Source organism: Microcoleus asticus IPMA8, from assembly GCF_013179805.1.
GTDB lineage: Bacteria > Cyanobacteriota > Cyanobacteriia > Cyanobacteriales > Microcoleaceae > Microcoleus > Microcoleus asticus.
Genome location: NZ_SRRZ01000127.1, coordinates 1 through 22134 on the forward strand (window position 1 = coordinate 1; position 22134 = coordinate 22134).

The 22134-nt window shown below is 46.4% G+C and carries 14 protein-coding genes; 6 read left to right on the plus strand and 8 right to left on the minus strand.

Annotated features, from left to right (window positions below):
• Positions 1-189: 189 nt before the first annotated feature.
• Both E5S67_RS25800 and E5S67_RS25805 read right to left on the minus strand, forming a co-directional pair.
• Entirely contained in the window at positions 190-5664 is a 5475-nt protein-coding gene (locus E5S67_RS25800; protein WP_172191386.1) for a WD40 domain-containing protein, read from the minus strand.
• A 681-nt stretch (positions 5665-6345) separates the two neighbouring features.
• The gene (locus E5S67_RS25805) at positions 6346-7677 is read right to left on the minus strand and encodes a P-loop NTPase fold protein (protein WP_172191388.1); all 1332 of its coding nucleotides are present in this window, start codon (positions 7675-7677) and stop codon (positions 6346-6348) included.
• A 337-nt stretch (positions 7678-8014) separates the two neighbouring features.
• Between E5S67_RS25805 and E5S67_RS25810 the strand changes: the two genes are divergently transcribed.
• Positions 8015-8917 (plus strand): cell division protein FtsQ/DivIB, encoded by a 903-nt coding sequence (locus E5S67_RS25810; RefSeq protein WP_172191390.1) that lies wholly within the window; start codon positions 8015-8017, stop codon positions 8915-8917.
• Between the two features lie 376 nt (positions 8918-9293).
• Positions 9294-10568 (plus strand): cell division protein FtsZ, encoded by a 1275-nt coding sequence (gene ftsZ / locus E5S67_RS25815; RefSeq protein WP_172191392.1) that lies wholly within the window; start codon positions 9294-9296, stop codon positions 10566-10568.
• A 113-nt stretch (positions 10569-10681) separates the two neighbouring features.
• On the opposite strand, the gene E5S67_RS25820 is transcribed toward ftsZ, so the two are convergent.
• A complete protein-coding gene (locus E5S67_RS25820) occupies positions 10682-11461 on the minus strand; it encodes an MBL fold metallo-hydrolase (protein WP_172191394.1) in 780 nt (259 codons plus the stop codon).
• 152 nt (positions 11462-11613) lie between these two features.
• On the opposite strand from E5S67_RS25820, the gene thiD reads away from it, so the two are divergent.
• Positions 11614-12456 (plus strand): bifunctional hydroxymethylpyrimidine kinase/phosphomethylpyrimidine kinase, encoded by an 843-nt coding sequence (gene thiD, locus E5S67_RS25825; protein ID WP_172191397.1) that lies wholly within the window; start codon positions 11614-11616, stop codon positions 12454-12456.
• Here the strand turns inward: thiD and dndE are convergent.
• From dndE to dndB, 5 genes are all read right to left on the minus strand, one after another.
• Positions 12453-12854, minus strand: a complete 402-nt coding sequence (gene dndE / locus E5S67_RS25830; protein ID WP_172191399.1) for a DNA sulfur modification protein DndE — start codon at positions 12852-12854, stop codon at positions 12453-12455. The two genes, thiD and dndE, sit on opposite strands and share 4 nt — an antisense overlap.
• Before the next feature lie 265 nt (positions 12855-13119).
• Complete coding sequence (gene dndD, locus E5S67_RS25835) at positions 13120-15117, minus strand: DNA sulfur modification protein DndD (protein ID WP_172191402.1); 1998 nt, start codon at positions 15115-15117, stop codon at positions 13120-13122.
• 122 nt (positions 15118-15239) lie between these two features.
• Positions 15240-16958: a DNA phosphorothioation system sulfurtransferase DndC gene (gene dndC, locus E5S67_RS25840; RefSeq protein ID WP_172191404.1), complete on the minus strand. Its 1719-nt coding sequence runs from the start codon at positions 16956-16958 to the stop codon at positions 15240-15242.
• 22 nt (positions 16959-16980) lie between these two features.
• A complete protein-coding gene (locus E5S67_RS25845; protein WP_172191407.1) occupies positions 16981-17949 on the minus strand; it encodes an HNH endonuclease in 969 nt (322 codons plus the stop codon).
• Positions 17950-18114: 165 nt separating this feature from the next.
• Positions 18115-19227 (minus strand): DNA sulfur modification protein DndB, encoded by a 1113-nt coding sequence (gene dndB, locus E5S67_RS25850; protein ID WP_172191409.1) that lies wholly within the window; start codon positions 19225-19227, stop codon positions 18115-18117.
• Between the two features lie 222 nt (positions 19228-19449).
• On the opposite strand from dndB, the gene E5S67_RS25855 reads away from it, so the two are divergent.
• The 3 genes from E5S67_RS25855 to E5S67_RS25865 all read left to right on the plus strand — a co-directional run bounded on the left by E5S67_RS25855 (position 19450) and on the right by E5S67_RS25865 (position 21784).
• Complete coding sequence (locus E5S67_RS25855) at positions 19450-21042, plus strand: DGQHR domain-containing protein (protein WP_172191411.1); 1593 nt, start codon at positions 19450-19452, stop codon at positions 21040-21042.
• Positions 21043-21139: 97 nt separating this feature from the next.
• Positions 21140-21391 carry a DUF2281 domain-containing protein gene (locus tag E5S67_RS25860; RefSeq protein WP_172191413.1) on the plus strand — a complete coding sequence of 84 codons (252 nt, stop codon included), beginning with the start codon at positions 21140-21142 and terminating at the stop codon, positions 21389-21391.
• On the plus strand, positions 21392-21784 hold the full coding sequence (locus E5S67_RS25865) for a type II toxin-antitoxin system VapC family toxin (RefSeq protein ID WP_172191416.1): 393 nt from the start codon (positions 21392-21394) through the stop codon (positions 21782-21784).
• Positions 21785-22134 lie beyond the last annotated feature (350 nt).

Consider the following 22134-nt stretch of genomic DNA (forward strand, 5'->3'; position numbering starts at 1 on the left):
CCCCCCCCGCCCCCCCCCCTCCCGCCCCCCTCGGTCCGCTCCCCCGCGCTGCCGAAATTAGCGATCGAGATCCTCAAGGGGATGAGTAACATCGAAAATCGATTTTCGACTGAATTCCCCAATCGAAAATCTAAAATCTAAAATCTAAAATCGACTGAATTCCCCAATTGGAAATCGAAAATCTAAAATCTAAAATCGATTTGGTTTTGCCCCCACCCCTTCACAGAGACGCCGATCGCGATCGCTCACATTAGGATTAGTTCTCAGATAATCCCCCACCCAATCGCAGCCCCTCACCAGCAAATCGTCAAGATCCAAATTCCACAAAATCACCCGATTATCCCGGCCTGCAGAAGCCAGAACCTTCCCATCCGGGCTAAAACTTACGCTCATCACGCTATCCTTGTGACCCGTCAAAGTTTTCAGCAAAGTCCCGCTGCGGCTCCACAGTTTCACCTTATGATCGTAACTGCCCGAAGCAACCAACAAACCATCCGGGCTAAAAGCAACGCTAGTCACGCTGTCGCTAGAACCCTTCAGCAGCGTCGCCACCAAAGTCCCGTCCACCTTCCACAATTTCACCGAATTGTCGTAACCCGCCGAAGCCAGCATTTTGCCGTCAGGGCTAAAAGCAACCCCCAACACAAAACTGTTGTGAGCTCCTTCAAAAGTTCTCAGCAAACGACCGTCCCGATTCCAGAGTTTGACAGTACCGTCATCGCTTGCAGAAGCCAGCATCGAGCCGTCGGGACTGAAAGTCACCCCTGTCACCCAGCCTGTGTGTCCCGTCAAAGTTTTAATCAACCTGCCGTTTCTCGTCCACAGTTTAACAGTCTTGTCCTTGCTCGCCGAAGCGAGAATCTCGCTGTCGGGGCTAAAACTCACGCTCATCACGCTGTCGGCGTGGCCGTCGAGAGTCAACAGCACAGAAGGCGAACACGGGAACAGCGGAGCCGAAGGACAAGGCAGAATATTACTCATGCCATCTTCTTTCAAACTCCAGACTTTCACCGTTTTGTCGTAACTCCCAGAAGCAAGTAACTGGCCGTCGGGGCTGAAACTGACGCTGGCCACTCTCTGAGTGTGTCCTTCCAAGGTTTCGAGCAAAACTCCCGTGCGGCTCCAGAGTTTGATAGTTTTGTCCGTAGAAGCAGAAGCCAGCCTTTGGCCGTCGGGGCTGAAAGTAACGCTTTGCACCCGGTTTTGGTGTCCGTCGAGGGTTTTGAGCGGCACGTCATCGAGCCGCCACAGCCTGACAGTTTTGTCAAAACTTGCCGAAGCCAGGGTTTTGCCTTCCGGGCTAAAAGTCACCTGAGTAACCCGATCGGCGTGTCCCTCAAAAGTTCTCAGCAAGCGACTCTCCGGTTTAATGTTGCTAGCATCGGTTGGGCGTTTGTCGCCAACACCAGCAAGACTCCAGAGCTTGACAGTCCCGTCTGCACTTCCAGAAGCAAGTGTTTGACCGTCAGGAGAGAAACTGACACCAAATACCCATTTGCTGTGTCCCCGCAAAGTTGTTAGCAGTTCACCTTTATTTGCTTGTGTTGAATTTTCTGTTGCTGGGTGTTTTAGTGCAGCGATGCTCCAGATTTTCACCGTTTTGTCTTCACCCGCACTGGCGATCGTTTCACCGTCGGGGGAGAAACTGACGGTGTAAATTTTCGAGGGTTGTCTGTTTTCGCTGTGCCACAAATTAGCGATTAACTTACCGTCAGAACTCCACAGCTTCACACTACCGTCATCGCTCGCCACAGCGATTATTTTGCCGTCGCGGCTGAAGCTGAGCCAATTTACGGGAGCAAATTGTTCGATCGTTCGCAGCAGCGTCCCGTCGGTTTTCCAAAGTTTGATTGTTTTGTCTGTAGATGCACTGGCGATCGTTTGACCGTCAGAACTAAAAGCAACGCTGGTAACGCTATTAGTATGCCCTTTGAAAGTTGCCAGCAAACTGCCGTCTGTTTGCCAAATTTTGACAGTTTTATCTAAACTTGCCGAGGCTATTGTTTTGTTGTCTGGACTGAACGCGACAGAGGATACGCTGTTAGTGTGACCTTTGAAAGTTGCCAGCAAACTGCCGTCGCGCCGCCAAAGTTTGACGGTTTTATCTACACTGGAAGAAGCTATTGTTTCGCCGTCTGGACTGAAACTAAGACCCCAAACTACATCGCCGTGTCCCTCCAAGCGGTTGCGTTCTTTGACTCCATAAACAGCCTGCTGGAGCGCAGCAGAAATTAGAATTTCGGTGTCTTTGAGAGTATACATTTCTTGGGAGTGTTCGATGTGTCTCCACTTTTTACCAGCTCTCAAACTTTCCATCATGGCGTCAAATTTGTTGTTTGAGAAATAAAGTGCTTCAGAAGCTGCTGTGAGGGTACTAATTTCGGCTCGTTGAGTTTGAGCGACAGCTAGCTGTTTTTGACCCACGGCCCGCCACCAAAAGTTTACGGCGGCGATCGTGGAACTCGTTAGCAGCATGACGCCGATCACTGCTAATCCCAGCAGTTGTTTGAGAAAAGTATTGGCTCGATAGAGCTGTGCTTGACTCATGTTTTTATCCGCTTCCGCTTTGTGCAGTCTGGCTTCTAAGCCGAATCTTTGGCGGATCGGTCGCACTAAATAGTCGTGTACCAATTGATAGCGGTCTTCTGGGGCTTCCCGCAGCAGAAATAGCAAACCGTGACCGACTAAAATGTCTAAAATTAAGTCGAGGTTGTCGGTTTTCTTTTGTCGGATTTCTGGGTCTTTTGCGAACTGTCGCTGTAGGGAAATTCGGTTTCTGCCGATCGCCGATAATTCGGTTTCGCGGGCATCGGCTGGCTGCTGACCTGTAACTAACGAGAGTTCGTGTTTGGTTTTTATCAGTCGAACGCCTCTTTCATCTGTCAGGGAAAACAAGATTTTCCAAGCTGCGTCTTCGTTAACGGGCCCGCAGTCAGAGATGACTCTTTCGAGCGATCGCTTCACTAATTCCGCTTTGGGATGGTCCCCCAATTGCTGGTATTGTGCTAGACTGGTAATACCTTCTTCTTGAAGTTGCGCTCCCACTACCTGCAATTCGATCGGTCGCACTTCTTGCAATTCGTCTGCTAAATCTTCTACGAAGGCATCGATCAGTGCCGGCTCTAAATAAAATTCCGCCCGTTCTGTTAAGTGTCCGATGACAGCCCGCGCATCTTTGATAGAAAAACTGCGGAGTTGGTAGCGGATGCTTTTGTCGAGAATATTATTGTTAATAGCGTCAAGATTTGGGAAGCGATCGCAATCTAGTAAGTAGTGCAAATAATCTTCGCGCAAGCACAGAATTATTTTGACATAAGGCAAATTCAAAAACAAGCGCAAAAAATTATAAAAAAGTTGTCTTTGTGCCACTGAAGTCGAAACAAAGAAAAACTCTTCAAATTGATCGAAAATCAGCACAGTCAACAAATTATTTGTGGCATTTTCGCGCAACTGCTCTATAATAAAAGAAGACACTTCCGAGCTGCGAGCCGGAATAACCGAGCAACTTCTTTTATGGATTTTCTGTAGTCCTTTGGAGATTAATTTACTTTCCTCTTCGGCTTGTTTGTCGTACAGTGCGCTGTTCAAAGCATTTTCTAACTCCACCAGCCAATCAGTGTAAACTTTGACTACTACGGGCAATGTATCGCGCGCGCCCGGAGTAATATTTTTCAAAGCTGGTACTAAGCCGGCATTGACTAGAGAACTTTTCCCGACTCCGCTGGGCCCGTGAATAATAGTTAATTTATGGTCGTCCCTGCTAATTCTTTCTAGCAAGCTATTGATATCTGTTTGGCGCGAGTAAGCTGTCATTTCCGCTGCGATTGCGGCTTGATTTTGAGCGGAGGGACCCGAAGGATTGACGGCTTGTCGCTGCTGCTGCAATTGGCTGGCTCCGATAAAAGCTCTAAATCCGTATTGATATTCGATCGACCGCTGGGTTTTTTTAATCCGAAACGCTTTGAGATACTCTCCCTGCTCGAAATAAACCGCTTGCAGTTCCGTCAAAATATCGATGTAAAGTCGGGGGTCGTACTTCGGCTCGCTTTGAGATTGAGCCAATTCCAATGAATGAACCGCCGCTTCCCACTGGTCTAGCTGCCGCAAACTTCGGGCTAGCAGTAAAAGATACGAACTTCTGTCAGATTTGGGATGTTGGATTTTAGATTTGGGATCGTTACTTGACTCGTTAGTGCCCACAATTTCTGGATAATTTCCCTCAAACCCCAATCTCAAATCTTCAATCAGCAATCTCAAATCGTTAGGCGTTTGATCCAAAATTGCCAAAGCCAACTCGGCTAGCTGGCGGGCTTGACTCCACCTCGACTGTTGCAGGGCAACTTCAGCCAAAAAGCCGTAATCTTGAGCTAGTTGGCTGGCAGTACCGTAAGTGAAGTGCAACTGCAAAGAATTTTCAGCTAATGCTTGCAACTCTCCCCAAGCTTTCAGGCGCTGCAGCACTTCTCCGAGGTGTGCTGTCACCTCAGCTACCAATTCGGGACGTGAGGCAAGGGAGAAAGCGTTTCTAGATTGTTCGAGGCTAATCCAAGCTTGTTCCCAGTGCTGGCGGTTGGCTACCGGATTTCTGGCTGCTTGCAACCGATGACACAGGGCTATGTGAAACAGCACTATGCCTTCTCTCTCTAAATATAAAATGTTGGGGACAGGATTCGACAAGGAAGAGAAGGTTTCTGGGTTTTCGGAATCTTCCGAGTTTGCGAGTTCCCAGTTGCCGGTTTGCTGCTGCCAAAAGGCTAAACTTTCTTGGTAGTGAATTAAGGCAGTTTCGGTTTGGTCGCTGACATAGTAATCTCGACCGAGAACGAATTGCAGGCTGGCTTTGAGGGCGGGTTCTAATTCTTCACCGCGATTTTGTAAATCTCTTAAAGCTAATTCTAGTTCTCGGCGTGGCAAAGAGCCGATCGCCAAATCTAGGGTATTGCCCGGACTCAAGGGCGAATACGAGCGGAGATCTGATTGTCGTGCGTTTTGGGGTTGAGAGTGAAAAGTGATAAAGCTTTCTCCGGAGCTAATTTCGCGCTCTTGGGCGCGTTTTTCGCACTGCGTTTCCCAGGTTCCAAAACTAGCCAGGGCGCCGACGTTGCTGCTTCCGATTTCTTGATTGAGTTCGCCTACCTTAAATATAGTATCGGCCCGCCTAGCAAGGAAATTAATTAATTCGTCAACTGCCATTTCAAATTTAATTGTGGCGGCGGCCCAACTTTTGAAATCCGGGGCCAGACGAATCATTTTGGTCACGATGTCATCTGTTACCCACAAAATTACCGGGCAGGAAAAATTTTTGCGGAATTCGTCTCGCACTTGATTGGTAGAGGCCATCAGTTCGTCGATCGCTACTACTGTTTCTAAACCGAATACCATCAAAGCCGAGGCGGAACCTACAGGGGAAAACCCCTCCTGAAAAGTGCTTGCCAGCAGGCTAGTGTAGAGGGTTTTAACTGAAGCTGGCAGGACGAAATCTTGAATTGGAACTGGGGACACTTCTCGCAGCCGCTGCGCTATTTGCTGCCGCAACTGCTCGTAGTTGCAGCGCACCAAAATTAGCGAGAATTGGTGTTGAGACATTGTGATGGATCTTACCAGAGTTTTGAGCGAGCGCTCGTTGTAGTTGGCAGTTTCTTGTACCTTAATTAGATCGGTCATGCGTGCACCTCTTTTGCATAAATCTATTACCTAACGCTCGCCAATCGTGACTGAAAGCGTATCTACTTAGACATAGTCGTCTCTGTCTGACGCTTTATCTCTGTATAAATACGTAGTTTTCCGTACTTGTCCTATCAATACTTACATAGTTATTACAGCCAATGTAAAGATATCATACCTCTCAATCTCAGAGAATGCGAGACTTCACAATAAAAATTTAAGCCCGTCTAAGAATTTTTTTTGTCAGCTACAGATAAATGAGTACAGGCTATAAATAGCTAAGCGCTCAAGTTATGATAATACCGACGACTAGCTATTAGTAAACAGCTCCGAGCTATCTGTAGCAGGCATTTAGCACAACAGCAGAAAAATGTCGTCCGGGATGGGATTAGTTGAAATAAGCTCAACAGGTAAAAACAGAAATAGGGGGTCTGGCATTGCAGATATGAGAGTTGAGACTGGGGCAAGTCCTTGGTGGCGGCAAAGTTTTACGCGACAATAAAATTCGTGTCATATAGCTAGCATTCAACACAAATCAGCCAGCGGTTTTTGCCGCTGGCTGATTTCTCTATTGGATTTTAGGAGTTCGGAGTTTTGAGCGGTGAATGTTAAGTTAAAGAGTTTCTAAGTCACTCGTGGCTCAGGGATCTTAGAGTCGCGAAGCAATCTCAAAAATCCCAACTATTTTGGCTCAATGCGCTGCAGCAACTCCTTATATTTTCTGGTTTCTGCTAGGGCTGGATTGATGCCAAACCAGCGACCTTCTTGATCGCGGTATTCAAAGACAAACATACTTCGCAACAAGATTTGAGACTCTTCTTCGCCGGTTACACTTTGTCGGTTGACGACTTGAAACAGCAATTCCCATTCCATGTCATTGATGGCTCCCAAAAGGTCATCGCGATATTCTTGAATGACGCTTTCGAGACATTCGCGAGAGAAGGGAGGGTCTTCGTGCTGCAAACAGCTATACAAAAGCATCAGTAGATTGCGAACGTGACCGCCGCTAATCCGGCAAAGTCGGTCTAAAGTTTCGGGAGAGTCAAAGACTTGGGAAATCAAATCGATGCGTTGATGGGGAGCAACTGCGGGGAAAGCTCTAGCTAATACTAGCTGCCGCAGCAGTGCCATTCCTTCTGTGTGGTCGTCGCCCGATCGCATTTGCACCGGTACCATCGGCATCACCTTGGGCTTGACTCCAAATCGACTGGCGAGGCGGCCGAAGTCGTTGGAAAAAATCAAAGTCAAGGGAATCGTGTAGACGACATGGCAATTGAGTTTTTTTAACTGTTCGCCGCGGTCTAAAAACAGGTATTCTGGCTGAGTGCGTCCGCTGGGTTTGAGGGAGGCGTCGAGGCGGTCGAGGTTGTCAACGATGACTGCGAGCCCTTTTTTCCCTTGGTGCTTGAGTTCGGCGTTAGCTCTGTTGAGGAGTTCTTCGTTGATGGACTGCAAGATGCTGTTGGTGCGGGGTTCGAGATATTGCCTGAGTTGCGATCGCAGTTTGGGAGAGTCTTTAGTTTTAGCAGTAACTCTAGCAATGCCTACAGATAACTCGGCTTCCGCTGACAAATCTATGGGAGTCTGCAAAAATTCTGCCACTTCTGCAAACAGATTTGTAAAATAGCTCGGTCTGAGTTTGATTTTAGCTAATTCCATAGTTTCGCTAACTTGGCGCGCAATGCTCAGCAAAATATCGCTGATATCTACATCACCCATGTCTAAGTCTTGGGAAGACTCGAAGTAGACGACGCAAAAACCCTCTTGCTCTAGCTCAGCTTTCAGTCGAAACAATTCCGTAGATTTGCCACACCCGATATGTCCTGTAAATAGCTGACAGGTTGGCTCGTTGGGGGAGATGCGGGTAATGGTTCGCTGTAAAGATTCAATGATTTTGCCGCCGCGCACGGAACCAAAATCTATGTAGTATTGATAATCTCCTGGGTCTCCCGCAACAAGGGTTTTGCTCGGGTTGCAGGCTTTATAGAATCTGTCTAATTCGAGTGGGATCACAATTGAAGCCGAATAAAAGTTAAACAAGCTAATCGAAAGTCTAAACTTTCTTTGCTTGAGTTTAGTGGGATTTGTAACCTTTTGCCCTGTGGGGTAAGGCCCTAAATACCCAAAGAACCTTTGTTTGCTAAGCGGCTTTCCCGGCGCTGGAATTGTTAATTATTAATTAATAACTTTTAATTACATAGGGAGATCAGTGATATTACTGATCTTGGCAGGAGTCAGGGTAAATTTGCGGGGATCTGGTTAAATGGTAGGGGAGAACGGGGCTGCAGGAGAGAGCTTAAAAAGTTTTGAATTTGTGCTAATCCTTAATTATTAAATTGTCAAGAGGTAGATGGCTAGTTTTGGAGCGGTTTCTCAAACAGAGTTAGGGCGCAGGCGCCAAGAGTTGCGGCGGCTTCGTCGCGGTCGAGTGGTGGCTGTGGTGTGGCAAATGTTGGCAGCGAGCTCAATGGCAGGGGGTTTGCTCTGGTGGATTGCGCAGCCGGCTTGGTTGATTGCCCGATCGGAACAAGTGAAGGTGGAGGGCAATCAGTGGCTGTCGGACAAGGCGGTGCGGTCTTTGGTGCCGCTGTCTTACCCGCAGTCGCTGTGGGGGATTCAACCGCAGGCGCTGGCCCAAAAGCTGGAGTCAACGGGGCCGATCGCCAAAGCGAAGGTGACTCGTAACTTGTTTCCGCCGAGTTTGACTGTAGAAGTGGCAGAACGGCTGCCGGTGGCGGTAGCTCAGCCTACTGCGGTGTTGAGATCGAACAGCGACAAGGAAAAAGTGGGGTGGCTGGACGCTCGCGGAGGTTGGATGCCGTCGGAGAGTTATACTGCTGTGCGATCGCAGAATAGTTCGATCGGACCCGGCAACATTCCGGGAACGCAACCTCAGCGTTCTTTGCCAACTTTAAAAGTCATCGGGCCTTTGGAACAGTATCGCGCCTCTTGGCCGCAGTTTTACCAAGGACTCAGCGGCTTGACGGTGAAAGTGTTTGAGATTAATTGGCAAGACCCGAACAACTTGATCTTGAAAACAGAGATCGGTACCGTACACTTAGGGCCGTACAGTTCCACGACTGCGGAGCAACTTAAGGTTTTAGACCGAATGCGACAATTGCCAAAACAGCTAGATTCAAGCAAAATAGCCTACATTGACTTGAAAAATCCTGCTTCGCCGATCGTCCATTTGCCAGAACTCCCCCCCAGTTTGGAGAGTTCCACTCCCGCACCCACTCGATCCCAGAATTGATCCTCTGTCAACAGAAGGTAGAAGGGATCGATCGGACTGCAGAATTTTTCGCCATCAGGATCAATACGCAGGGCTTGAAATAAGGAGAGTTTTTTGATATGCCTCCGCGTCTGGAAAAAACAATCTGATTTTTCTTTCCATACCGATTGGGGAAGTGATACTAGCCCTTTTTTTTTCCTTCTGCCTTGGGTACAAGTGCCTCCTGCACAAGCGCGTTGATGGGGTATGAGGGAGGTACGGGCTAGCGAGGCCGACAAAATCCGAGATTGGCTAACATTAAGCATCTACCAGTGTTAGTTTTTCGCGCAACTTAGCCTATAGTTGATTGTGAATTGGCGTTTAGTTAACAAGCTGTAATCTACTATCCCCGACTCTAATGAAGCTTAATAATAGACAGGGGTCTGATCAAGACAGTCCCCCTTCGGAAGAAGTAAAAAATTTTCCGGTGGCTGCAGATTCCGCCAATCCCTTTAGACGCAAGTCTGGTTATGTAAATGTAGATAGTATTGATATCGATCCTATGGTCAATCCCAAAGACATAATGCCCAGCAGTGCCGCCAAAATCAAAGTAATTGGCGTCGGCGGTGGTGGGGGCAACGCCGTTAACCGGATGATTGCTAGCGAGGTTTCTGGTGTCGAGTTTTGGTGCGTGAATACAGATTCCCAAGCTCTGGTTCTCTCAAATGCTCCGAAACGCTTGCAAGTCGGACAGAAGTTGACGCGCGGTTTGGGCGCGGGGGGCAATCCGGCGATCGGCCAAAAGGCTGCGGAGGAATCTCGCGACGAGGTTGCTAATGCTCTGAATCATGCGGATTTGGTATTTATCACGGCCGGCATGGGCGGCGGTACGGGCACGGGCGCGGCTCCGATCGTGGCTGAGGTCGCTAAGGAAATGGGCGCTTTGACTGTGGGCATAGTGACGCGGCCTTTTACGTTTGAGGGACGGCGGCGCACCAGCCAAGCTGAGGAAGGGATTGCGGCTTTGCAAACCCGGGTGGATACGCTGATCGTGATTCCTAACGACAAGCTGCTGTCTGTGATTTCGGAACAAATGCCGGTGCAAGAAGCTTTCCGAGTTGCTGACGATATCCTGCGCCAAGGGGTTCAGGGTATTTCTGACATTATTACTATTCCCGGTTTGGTGAATGTTGACTTTGCTGACGTGCGGGCAGTAATGGCGGATGCGGGTTCGGCTTTGATGGGCATCGGCGTGGGTTCTGGCAAGTCGCGGGCTAGGGAGGCTGCGATGCAGGCTATTTCTTCGCCTCTGCTGGAAGCTTCGTCTATTGAGGGCGCTAGAGGTGTGGTGTTTAACATCACTGGCGGTACTGACATGACGCTGCACGAGGTGAATGCGGCGGCTGAGACGATTTACGAGGTTGTCGATCCGAATGCTAATATTATTTTTGGAGCGGTGATTGACGAGCGGCTTCAGGGCGAAATTAAGATTACTGTGATCGCTACTGGTTTTTCGGGGGAAGTTCCGTCGCCTCCGACTCCGGGGCGGACGCAAAATGTTAATGCTCCTTGGCGGGCTGCAACTGTACCGGCGACTCCTGCTCAACAGACGCCCGATCCGAAAACGAAACCGCCGCAGGATTTGGGATTGGATATTCCTGAGTTTTTACGCAACCGTCGCCCGCCAAGATGATTTTAGATTTTAGATTTTAGATTTTGGATTTTGGATTTTGGATTGAATCTCCAATCTCCAATCTCCAATCTAGAAAAGCGAAAATCTCAAATCGAACATCTCCAATCGAAAATCTAAAATCTAAAATCTAAAATTTCTAGGGTTTGTCCTGGTTCGGGTTCGAGGAGTTGGGTGGAGAGTCCCGATTTTGCTAGTAAATCGCGAAATTCGGGGATGCTGCCGACCGATCGCACTAACATTGGTAAAATGCCTGTGGCTCGGATGTCTCCCGCCGCTGTCGGCACGAAAAACCTAGGCTTTACGGTTTGGGCAAGCTTCAGGGCTTCCGAAGGGCCGATGATGACTTGTCCGAGGAAGGGGAAAATTTGACCGATGACTGGGGCGATCGCTACGTCTACTGTATCTATTTTCTGTTTTACTTTGTCTAATGGCGGTAAGTGCGGTTCGTAGTACAGTGTCTCGCCGCTGTTTAAGTCTTTGAGCAAATAGCCGTTTTCTTCTTGTCCGGGCTGGATTTCGGCTCCGGGTACGGCGGTTATTTGTAACTTTTCTTGATAATTAAATTCTTGCCAATTTGCTAAAGATGTGATATTGGTGTAGCCTAAACTTCTGAGGACTTTGGCGGCCGTCGGCGAGGCGATCGCGGGAATTGTGCGATCGAGCAGTTCGAGTGTGGGCCTGTGACAGTGGTCGTCTAATCCTTGGGAAATTAGGATGAGGTCGATCGGCGGTAAGCTGCTGGGAGTGAAGGCGACGGGGGTGTTGTGGTAGGCGGTGAACAGCCAGGGTTGACCGTAAAATACGAGGGGATCGACCAGCCAGGGATCGACGAGGATGGTTTGGCCTGCGATGTGGAAGATCCAAGAGTTGAGGTCGATTCGGGTGAGTTTCACAGTTGTTTGCAATAATTCTTTACATTTGGTTTAATCATAGCTAATTTTGTTTGGGAATTTTAACCCCTTCGGAAGCACAGGCGGGACGCCCGTGCCACGATGAACCCAGATATTATTGGGATATGTCTGTGTTTATCTGCAGTTGAAAAAAGATGATTAAATCGATGATTCCTGTGGCTTTGACAGTGGCGGGTTCGGATAGTGGCGGCGGGGCCGGAATTCAGGCGGATTTGCGGACTTTTGCGTTTCACTGCGTGCACGGTACGAGTGCTTTGACTTGCGTGACGGCTCAAAATACTTTGGGGGTGATGCGAGTTGATGCTTTGTCTGCTGAGGCTGTGGCGGCTCAAATTGAGGCGGTAGTTGGGGATATTGGGGTGGATGCTGTGAAGACTGGGATGCTGTTGAACCGGGAAATTATGGCGGCGGTGGCTTCACAGGTTGAGGCTTTGGGAATCAGGAATTTGGTTGTCGATCCGGTGATGGTTTCACGATCGGGCGATCGATTGATTGATGAGGGGGCGATCGCATTTTTGCAGGATGTTTTGATTCCAATGGCTGCTGTCGTGACTCCGAATCGGTTTGAGGCGACTATTTTGAGCGGTTTGGAGATTGATTCTGTGGACGATATGCAAAAGGCGGCGGAGAGAATTCACAGTTTAGGGGCGAAGGCGGTTTTGGTAAAAGGCGGCGGGATGAAGGGGGATTTGCGGGGGATTGATGTTTGGTTTGACGGTACGCGGTTGGATGTGTTGAAGACTGAAAATGTTGACACTGGGAATACTCACGGGACTGGTTGTACTTTGAGTGCTGCGATCGCGGCTAATTTGGCTTTGGGGAAAGATTTGTTTACAGCGGTAACATTGGCTAAGGATTATGTTACTACTGCTCTCAAATATGCTTTGGATCTTGGGGAAGGCCAAGGGCCAGTAGGTCATTTTTTCCCGCTGTTGAAGGAAGAAGAAAGAAGGGGCAAGAAGTCAACAGTCAGTTAATTTCTTAATTTTTCAGGCGATAGGGCGATCGCCACCAAGTCTTCGATTTTCTTAATATTGGGATCGCCGGCCAAATAACCAATCCCTCGGTGCAAGTGCAGGCGAAACTGTTTCGCTAGAGTTTCTTTTTCTGTGCCTAAATTGTCTTGGTGACACCGCTGCTTGAGGGCAATTATCAAGATATCGGCCATGTCGCCGCCGAAGACATCCCAGCTTAATTCGACGTTGCTGTCGCTGGGAATTGGTACTGGGGATGGGATGCTGGGCTCGGCGAGCGATCGGCAAAATCCCCACCTGCATAAAATATTCCACTGATCGATTTTGGTCGATCGTTTCAGTTTTGATAGTTGGTCTTTGCCTGTTTGGGATAGGCGGATGCGATCGAGTGGTGGTTCCATGAGTTTGAGATTGTTTGGTATATTGTAAAAAGTGTTAATATTGAAGAAGCAAAGCCTCTAGATAACTAAAAGTAATTAACATTTTTTTACACGGCGCAACTTGATTAAATCGTTTTTTTTTGGTATTTTGATTGTATTAGGATTTATCCTGAATAATGGGATGGTGGCGAAAATTTTATTTTCGCCACCATCCCATTATCCTATATATACTACCGCAACCCCAGGGCAAAGTCAAGGGGTTGTGGCTATTTTTTAGGGCGAGTTTTTATTCCCAGAAGTAACCTTTTTCGACGGTGGTTTGGTGTTTGGCGGAGTCGTATTTGAGGAGGTAGCTGTGGGCTATCGCCTCTAATTCTTGGAGTTTTTCGTATTCTACTTTTCTAATTTCCGTGTCGGTAGAAAGCAGGATAACTTGGTGGCTGGCTGAGGGGAAATAGCGTTCGACTAGGTTGTTTCTGTGGGAGGAGTCGAGGCGGCCCAAGGGAGTGTCGATCGCCACTGGCAATTGTCTCCCCGATACTCTCGCCAATCCCCACAAAAAGGCGATCGCCAGCAATTGTTTTTCCCCGGCCGAAAGTCGGTGTTTGGGTACGGGTTTGCCTTCTGGATCGTAAATGGAGAGGCTAAATGTTTGAGTGTCGATCGCAACTCTGTGCACGAGGTCGGTTTTGTGCAACAGGTAGCGGAAACAGTCGGTAATTTCTATTTCGAGTTTGTTGAGTTTTTTGAGGGTGAGTTTTTCTTTAAAGAGTTTCAGGGTAGCTTGGGCTTTGGCAATCGAAGCGATGACGTGTTGGCTGTTTCTGATGGTGATGTATTCGCTGCTGTAGTTTTCTAGTTCTTTTTGGTTTTTGGCTAATTCTCTCTCTAATTCATCGACGCGGCGGTTGGCTGATTCCAAGGCTGCGGCTGCGATAGCGACTGCTTTTTGGGCTTTCCTGACTTCTTCTTCTAGTTTTTCGTAGGCTTCCGGGGAAGCGGCGGCGGCGAGTTGTCTGTCTGTAAAGTCGATTTCTGATTCGATATTTTTGATTTCTTCTATTTGGTCGCGGGCTAGAATTTGCTGGGCTTTGATTTGGTAGCTAAGGAGGTTTTCTAGTTGCTGGATGCTGTTGTTGTCGGCGTTCATCCAGGGCGGAACGTCTGTTCCGGCTTGCTGTTCGAGTTCTTGGTTTTCTTGGCGGATGAAGTCTTGAATTTTATCTAGCTGTTGGGGATTTAAGGAGATTTCCGCGATATAGTTGAGGAGGCGATCGCTTCTTTGTTTGATAACATTTTGGGCAATCTTTGCTTGCTGCTGGCTGGCTTCTGTTTCTGCTTGAATTTTTGCTTCACTTAGCAAAGGCGAAATTAGGGCTAGTGGTAGCGTATTTGATGCCAATTCCATCATGGCTTGACGGCTTTTGTCTGCCTGATTTCTGTAGTTGTTTAGCTTGCTGTCTAGCTGACTGCGATCGGCGGCAATTTTCCCGCCTTCATAAATAAACTTTTCTGATGCTTGTTGCTGATTTTTTTGAGCTTTATCTAATTCGTTTTTAAAGCTGGCTTGTTCTTGCTTAGCTAAGTCTATTTCATCAGTAATTTTATTAAATGTTTGTTCGATTTTCTCTAAAGCAGCCAAGTCTTTTTTGCCAGCAATTTCTTTCCGCTTGCGGCCGGCTAAAATTTCTAAATCGACGGCGAGGCGTTCTGCTAATTCTAAACCTAAAAGAGATTTAATCGCCCCGACGACAAACTCCGGCGGTGTTTCGAGTTCGGCGAGTTCTTTTACTTGTTCGCCGTCAAACAAAAATAGGTTGGATATTCCGACGGGTAAAAGGGTTTCGATGTATTCGTCCCAGGTGTTAGTAATTGCTTTGTCCGACCACCAATCGCTGACAATCTCGCTGTATATGAGAATGCTTAAGGTGTCTTTGATGTCTAATTTTTTCCAGTATCTAACTATTTTGAATTGAGTTAATTTGTCGTCTTGGACTTGTTCAAATGTTAGTTCGACGCGGGTATCTTCTAATGGGGGAGTGTGGCGGTTGACGCATTGATTGAGAAAGTCGCTGTAGCTTAAATTGCCTCTGGTGGAACATTGGGCGCGACCACCGTAGAGGGCGAGGCGAATGGCGTCCATGAGGGTGGTTTTGCCGCCGCCATTCATGCCGCCAAATAAAATAACTGGGCAGGGATTTCCGTCTTTTTCGGGGCGGAGATTGATGGTTTGGGTGCCTGCATAGGGGCCGAAGTTTTTGAGGACGAGTTCGAGGAATTGCATTGTAGATGTTGTCGGTGGTTGCTAATTTGTTTGGTAGGTACGTCAGCGATTGGGCTATCCATTATGTCGAGAATAATGATAGCTGACGCACCTTACGCAGGGTAAATTTTGATTTAAGAGATTTAATCTTTGCTATTTTTATCTCCTACATCGGGAGTAGAAAATTTGATGTCTGCCCAAGATAGCTGTCTGCTTTGATTGCTGTTGCTTTCGAGTTCTTCTTTAAGTTTGGCAATATCAACGGTATCGTTTTTGGCGGAACTGTTGGTTTGGGCGATCGCATCTTTGAATTGCTGAATTTTTTCCGTCGGATTTGCTTTAATATCTTCCACCGCTTTTTTTAAATTGCGTTGATAGTGGGCGTTGCCAATTGCTTCTTCCTTCGATCGCGAACTGGTTTCAAAGCATTTGTCCAAATCGGCGTAAATGCCTGTACGTCGGGGTTTCGTGTAGTATTGGCGTTCTGTATCAAGGAGTTTTGCCATCAATTCGAGGTGCATTTTGTCCTCGCTGCAAATCTCTTCGATCGCAGTCCATTCATCGCTACCGAGGAGTTTTCTTTCAGCGGCGGGACGGGAATCTTCAAAAGGTTCGCCCGTGACTTCTTCGTAAATTCGGGGTAAACTGTCGTCGAATTCGTGCTTTTCTTCCAACCAAATTCGGCGGATTTCGCTAAGTTCTTCTGGGGTAATTAAGGTGATGTCGCGCATTTCTAGGGGTGCGGTTTTGCGGATTTGGGTTTGTGCTTCCAAGACTCGTCTCAGCCAGTGTTCTCGCCAGATTTTGGTGTAGGGCCCTGGGATGGGTTCGACGGAGGTTGTGTCGTCGCCCATGTTGCGTTCAAACAGTTCTACTCTACCGTAGATGCGGCGGAAGTCTCTTTTATCGCGATCGTTTTTAATGTCTAATTCGTTGCGAATATCGAGAAGAGGCTGCATCCATTCTTTTTCCTCATCGTTTTGAATCATTGCCTCCATAGATTTATCTTGGCTTACCATTGTGCAAACCCAGCAGCCAAAGCGAGAACTGCCGCAGCTAGGGGTAGAAGTATCGACAACTAAAGGACATTCATTGTCGGCTGTTGCACCTCGATACATGGTAAATAAATCTTTGTTGCTATTTTCCCAAGGATTAGCCCACTGATTTAGATAAATCCAGACTTCATCAGTTCGCCAATCTTCTATCGGACTATAAATTAGGGAATTAGGCAGACTAGGACTCTGATAAAGCAGAGATTTAATGGAACTAGAATTATTATTTAGACGGTCACTCATGCGACCTATTTCATGTTTCTCCATTGAAACCGCGCGTTTAGTGCTTTCAGCTTTGCGAGTCCCCAATATAAGAATTACTTCTCCATTGATTCTCACCATATCACGCACAAACCGATTAGAAGGAAGGATTTTCAGGCGTTCAGTACACCAGCGAAATCCATGTCTCGGTGCTGGGTAGCCTTTTCCCATCAAGTTTACCCAGAAAGTATCTTTGACATCTGGATAAAGCATATAAGGTTCTATTGGTAGCTGTTGCTCTATAGCAGCAGACTTCATCTGTTTTAATGACTGACGTACCCAAGTAGAAACTATCGGGTTTTCTACAAGTGTATCTGTTGTGATTACATAGATTTTTTTCGTTCTTTTTTCAGGTGGCAATTCTGCTATCGCATACCAGATAAGCTGCACTACCGTAGTGCTGTCTTTTCCGCCGGAATATCCTAAAACCCAAGGTATATCATCTAAACAATATAACTCTTTAATTTCTTTACTTAATTTTTCGATTTCTGCCACTAACTCACTAACACTACGGGGTGGAAAGAGTGGTATTTTCATTGTTTCTGTCATGTCTTTAACCTCAGTTACTTAATTAAGCTCTAAATACATTCAGCCGATGCCATTCTAGCGATTCAAGTCTTGGTAAATCTTGGTCGGAAGCCGGCAGGAGAATAGTTTCACTATGAAAATCTTTCATACATTTGGCATTGGGGGATTCCTCTTCTAAGTCATCAGCGACGATAATTCGGTAATTATCATCTATAGCAAACCAACCCTGGTCAAAAGCCCAATGATGATTTTTACACAATGATATCCCATTATTTATTTGATTATCATAAAACTTGGAAAACGGCTTAATATGTGAGCCATCTACAATAGTTTGAGTGAGATTCCTGATGACTTTCAATCGACAAAATGCACACTTGTAGTCATATGTATGTACTACTGCTTTCCTGAAAAAAGCATTTCTAACAGCAGATTTGGTTAAATAAAATTTCGGTTCTGCGTCAGGAATTAATGCTGAGTCTGATAGTTCTCTTTCTGTCTGAGTAACTTTTTCAAAGTCTTGATTAACTTGTAAAATATCTCCAATATCGTCCCTATTTAATGAAAACCATGTCGCAATCAGTGTATCTATTAATTCCGATCTCGAATTTTGGTCTTGAAGTAAATCGAATAATTCATTATCCCAACTACCGTATTCTACAGCTTCTCTTAGCTTGTTAGTGGTCTTAGGCTTAGAACCATTAAATCCCGACTTTAATGTTTTATGCCAGAAACCATCGCCTTCCAAATGCCAAAATGGATAGTGCAAACCACGATTGTGAGATTCAGAACCTAAGATATCCCAATATTTATTAAAGGTTTTAATTAAGTCGTCTGAAACATAAATTCGATTATCCCTAATTATTCCTTGAGCAATTAGATCGATGATTGATAATAGTAATATTGGCTTATGATTAGCTTGACCACGTTGGCGTGTATTACTGACATTAAGAGAGGCAAAACGTTGGCGATAGTATGCTAAATTCTTATTTTCGGACTCTTCTCCTGTAGTCATTTCCTCCTCCCGCTATGATTAAATACAATCCGATCTAAAATTTTACACTCTTTTCAACAAAAAGTTAACCGCCGCAAGGCACAACCATAACGCAGAAACTAGACAATTTAAGCAGTGTCAGCCGACTAAAAAGTAATTTTTTAGCCTAAACAGGAGATAATTATATCACTGTCTGCGTGCATCAGCCGTTCCCAAACCCAACCGCTTTTTCAAATAATCTGTCATCCAACTAACACTCGCCCTTGACTTAGAAATCCCCCCTTTCAACAAAATCCCTTCCTCCCAATCAGGATTAGAAATCGACCAATCAACCTGCTGCAAAAGGCTCAAACGTTCCTCCCAACTCTCAGGAAAAACCGACAGCAAAGCGGCCCCAACTTCCCCCAAACTCTCAAGCACAACACTGTGACAGTGTACGCAATCCCGGCGCATTTCCCCCGCCGCAACTTGCTTGTGCAGAACTAATTGCCAATCTGGAATAAAACTGCAAACCGCATTCCAATAACTAACCGCCAGTTGTATTTTTTGAGCAAGTTCTTCCTCTTTCTGTTCTTTTTTGGTGCGAGAACCAGAGGGTTTTGCCTGTTCGCTGCCGTGAATATTAGACAGCAAAGCCATGATAGCACGATCGATCGCACTCAGCGTAAACAATTTGTGCGATCGCCCGTTCAAACTCCCCTTCTCCATCTCAGTCAAACACCGGAAAACCTCAACCTGCTTAACAACCGCCTTCACCACAAAAGCGCGATCGTCCCGGTGGTTGTAAAGTAGACTGAGTGACGCCTCCAAAGGAACTTGAAAACCGTTCAAATCAGCAAACATCTGCTGCGATTTTTCCAATCCAATATCGAGAAACAAAATCAGCGCCACCGTCTCATATCCCAACTGCGGATTTTCCCTCAAAGCCATCTCAAAAGCCGCGCGCCGATGCTGTCCGTCATTAATAGTAAACTTAGCATCCATCGGCACTCGCAAGCGACCGATTTTCCGTTCTTCGGCCTCATTTCCCACTGCTTCAAAAGTAATATCCGCATCAATCGAAGCAGCAATTGCCCCACAAGTATAATTTGTAGGATTCTTAACAAAATACTCAGCTATTTCGGGAATCCTAGCTTTGTTAAGCGCGCGTTTCTCCCGCATAGAGGGCGGCAAATCTTCAGATTCAAAGGGAAACAATTTCGGCAAAAAACGCACCGGACACATCGACACGTAATATTCGCGGCCCGCTTGAATGCCCCGAATTACCGGCAAAATGTATTCAAAAGAAGGAGTAGACATATTTTAGAATGGGGCATTGGGAATGGGGCATTGGGCATGGGGCATGGGGCAGAGAAATTAAGCATTAATAGCTATTGATTTTTTTCGGCTTTTATGGTAATAAGGTGGGCTAGTAGGGCATAACTTAAGTATTCCACAAGGTTTTTTTAAAAACAAGTGTTGACATAAACTTTAATATATGATATTTTTTGAAAAAATAGCCTAATTATATAAAAACCGCCGATGAACACCAACCCAGCGGATGACCTCGCTATAAAAATTTTAGAAAAAGAAAATAGCGACAGACAGGAAATCGCACTTTTATTAGATAATTATTTAGGAAAGGACGATCGCATTTTCGTACAAAAAACCCAGATGGGAAACAGCGAAGCATACATCGGTTCAGTCACCCTAGAATGGTTAGACTCTCGCGTCCGTTTCGCCTCCCAGATGCCGCTTTTCCGCCAAAAATTCGACCTCCAAACGAACAACATCGTCCGCGACGACGAAACCATTGACGAAATTATCCAGCGTCCCTTAGATTGGTCGCGCCAAGCCGCCCTCACTCAATATTTAGCCGCCAGAAAATCGCACAAATTCCCCGCAGTTTTAGTAGTCGTCAGTCCCCCGTGGGTAGATAATCCTCTAGCCGAGGAATGGGATAAAAATGGCGTAGCAACCAAATCCGCGACTGAATTTACATCCTTTGATAAAAACGAGAACTTAGGGCTTTTGAATGTCTCTCAAAAAGTCTCAATTTTTGCCTTAGACGGCCAGCATCGCCTGATGGGAGTCCAAGGTTTAATGAGTTTAATTAAAACCGGAATCCTGCAAAGATACAACAAAAATAAAAAACCTGTCGGCGCTGCAATTACTCTGGAAGATTTAGCAGAAGAGTATCAAATCGACCCCGAAACAGTGTATAAATTAGCTCACGAAAAAATCGGAATTGAGTTTATCCCGGCGGCGGTAGCGGGGGAAACGCGACAGCAAGCACAACGGCGCGTGCGATCGATCTTTGTGCACGTTAACCTAATGGCGGTAACGCTGAGTCAGGGCCAGCTAGCATTATTGAACGAGGACAACGGATTTGCGATCGCAGCCCGAAAAATTGCCGTCACCCATCCCTTATTAAAAGAACAAGAAGACAGAAACCCCCGCGTCAATTGGGACAGCGCCACAGTCGCAGCAAAATCAACTGTCTTAACCACATTGCAAGCGCTGCAAGATATGTCCGAACGGTATTTAGAATACAAATTCCCTCATTGGAAGCCGGAACGAAAAGGTTTAATTCCCATGCGTCCCGAAGATGAAGAACTAAAAGAGGGAATTGAAGAGTTTAAAAAATTGTTCGATCATTTAGCAACTTTACCCAGCTATCAAAGAATTGAAAGCGGCGAAGAAACGACTGAATTGCGCCGATTTAGTTTTGAAAAGCCAGGGGGCGAGGGAAATATTTTGTTCCGTCCAGTCGGTCAAGTTGCTTTAGCTAATGCTTTGGGAATTCTAGTATTTAGGAAGAAACTTTCCCTGAAATCTATTTTCGACAAACTCCGCAGGTACGATGTGGATGAAGGATTTAGCCATATGGACAATCCTGAGTCTGCGTGGTACGGAATTTTGTACGATCCGAACAAAAAGCGAATGCTAGTTTCTGGAAAGGATTTAGCGACGAAGTTAATTGTATATTTGGTGGGGGGAATTCAGGACGATATGGAGCGAGCTCATTTGCGGCAAGCGGTGGCGGAAGCGAGGACTTTTGAGGATAAAGCTGTTAGTTTTAACGGCCGATTTGTGCAGCCACAAGAGGTAGGATTGCCGCCAGTGCTTAGCTAAGTTTTTATTGGGCAAAGTCCACAGCGACGAAGACTTATAAAGCAGGAAGCAAATGGGTTTTGTATAATTGAATCTGCACCTTACCTAGAACCAGATTATGACCATCGCTGAACAGATTTACGCAATCGTCAAAACCCTTCCCAAAGACCAAGCCAGCGAAATTCTCACTTTCGCTGAATTCGTTTGTGCCAAGCACCTGAGCGCAAACCAACCAACAGACACCGTAGACTCTCTGATTCCTTGGACTGAACTTGTTTTTTCCCTTGCTGGAACTTGGGAAAAAGATTTTCCATCCCTGGAAGATATTCGTGCTGAATCTGGACAAGACATCCTGCGGGAGAGTCTGTAAATGTACGTTTTGGATACCAACACCTTGATCTACTATTTCAAAGGTCAAGGACAAGTTGCTCAAAACCTTGCTAATGTTTCTCCCCAGGAAATAGTCGTTTCTACGATCGTCCTTTTTGAGTTGCAAGTCGGCATTGCTAAATCCAATTCGCCGGCAAAACGCACCCAACAACTTCAGCAATTTTTGAGCAGAGTTAACGTTATTCCTTTCGATCGCGATGCTGCTCTTGCGGCTGCTACAATTCGCGCCCAGTTGGAGCAACAAGGTACTCCCATCGGCCCGATGGATGTTTTGATTGCAGGGACAGCCGTAGCCCTCCAAGCGACCCTCGTCACCCACAATGTCAACGAATTTTCTAGAGTTTCGGAACTTGCAATCGCAGACTGGTATTGACTAAAAAACTTCTCACAATCTGGCTTCCTTTAACAAAATAAGTTCGGCTCCTACAGGCAAATGATCGGACTCTGTTGCCTCCAAAACCGAACTAGATTTAGCACCCCAATGCTTTGAATACCAAATATAATCTATCCGGAAAACCGGATAATTTAATCTCCAATTCGACCTTTTTACCAAGAATTTAAGTTCCCAACCGTGAGGCCAGGTAAAACCAAACCCCCATCCCGATTTTTGGAAAGAATCTTGCATGACTTTCGGGTGCATCTCACTTTTGCAAATATATGAAAAAGGGCTCAAATGAAAAAGCTAGTAAAACTGTGAAAAAAGATGAGGTAAAAAAAATGACA